At 33.7% G+C, this 1,539-nt stretch carries 1 protein-coding gene; it reads left to right on the plus strand.

Annotation, left to right across the window (positions count from 1 at the left end; genetic code table 11):
- The first annotated feature begins 307 nt into the window (after positions 1 to 307).
- Complete coding sequence (locus FYJ55_RS10585) at positions 308 to 1,444, plus strand: DDE-type integrase/transposase/recombinase (protein ID WP_229771168.1); 1,137 nt, start codon at positions 308 to 310, stop codon at positions 1,442 to 1,444.
- The last annotated feature ends 95 nt before the right edge of the window (positions 1,445 to 1,539 follow it).

Below are 1,539 nucleotides of genomic sequence, written 5' to 3' on the forward strand. Positions count from 1 at the left end.
ATGCACAAGAATCTACAATATCCAGGACAGTCATGTTCAATATCTCATTCTATTTTTAATGTGATTGGTTCCTTATCAAATCAAATTCGAGATGTTTTACCTGTCCTATAAATATACTAGCATCAGACTGATGTCCGAAAGTATGAGATTGAATACTGATCTTTTTAAGAGCTGTTTTAAATTTTTTTCATTACAGTTTATGCAGATTAAATGCACTAAAAATATTTTTTTATCCCTCTCCACATAAGGTGTGAGGAATTATGCCATTTCCTTGTATATTATGTCGCTGTAAGGAGGAAAATTTATAATGGATCATAAAACAGCACAGGAAATAGCTTTAAAAAGGTATGGATTTATTGCACCATTTGTATCTGGAAATATAGATAAGTACAAATCAAAAAGTGATTTCTTTCGAGATGCAGGTTCAAAGGCTGGGGTGCACCCTCATACAGTAAGAAGGTGGTATAACCGGTATTTAAAATTCGGATTTGATGGATTGATCCCAAAGCCACGAAATGATTCTAATCAATATCGTAAGCTAGATGGGGATGTTCAAAATCAAATTATTTATATATTGTCTGAATACCCAAAACTTCCAGCTACGATAGTCTACCAGAGACTTCTTGACACAAATACAATCGTAAAAAAAGATGTTTCTTTGTCTACAGTAAATCGATTTGTGCAGAAATATAAGGATTCAAAAGGAATCACACCTATAAAAGATATGAGGCGATACGAATGTGAACATATAAACGAAGTGTGGTGTGGAGATTCAAGTGTAGGTCCTTATCTAAAAGTAGATGGAAAGAAGCAGAGGACTTATATTATTGCACTTATAGATGATGCAAGTCGTATGATTGTCGGAATCGATATATTCTTTAACGATAATTTTGTGAATCTGATGAGTGTGATTCGTGGAGCGGTCATTAAATATGGAAAGCCAAAAAAATTCAACTTTGATAATGGAGCCAACTACAGAAGCAGTCAGATGAACCTTCTGGCAGCACGAATAGGAACAATCATTCATTATAATCCCGCTCGAACTCCAACTGGAAAGGCGAAAATTGAGCGCTGGTTTCGAACTCTGAAAGATCAGTGGATGTCACAGCTTTGTATGAATGATTTTAAAGATATTGAAGAATTAAGAAAATCATTGTTTGCCTATGTACAGGAATATAATCAACGCATTCATTCATCATTGAATGGAAAATCACCGATGGAACGATTCTTTTCGGAAAGCACATTGATTATTAGAATGTCTGATCAGGAGGTTGAGCGCAGCTTTTTACTTGAAATCGAACGTAAAGTATCTAATGACAGTGTGATCGTAATTGACGAAAAGGAATATGAAGTAAACTATAAATATCAGGGACAGAAACTATTGATTCGTTATTCACCAGATTTGAAAAAAGTAGGCTTAACAGATACATTGGTGATTTGTTAATATAACTGACATTAATGATGTCTATTTAAGATTTATTGTATAGGTGTAAACGAAAGAGAGACTACACTTATGACAAGAACTTCAAAATATTTAAA

The organism is Holdemanella porci (assembly GCF_009696075.1).
Lineage (GTDB): Bacteria > Bacillota_I > Bacilli_A > Erysipelotrichales > Erysipelotrichaceae > Holdemanella > Holdemanella porci.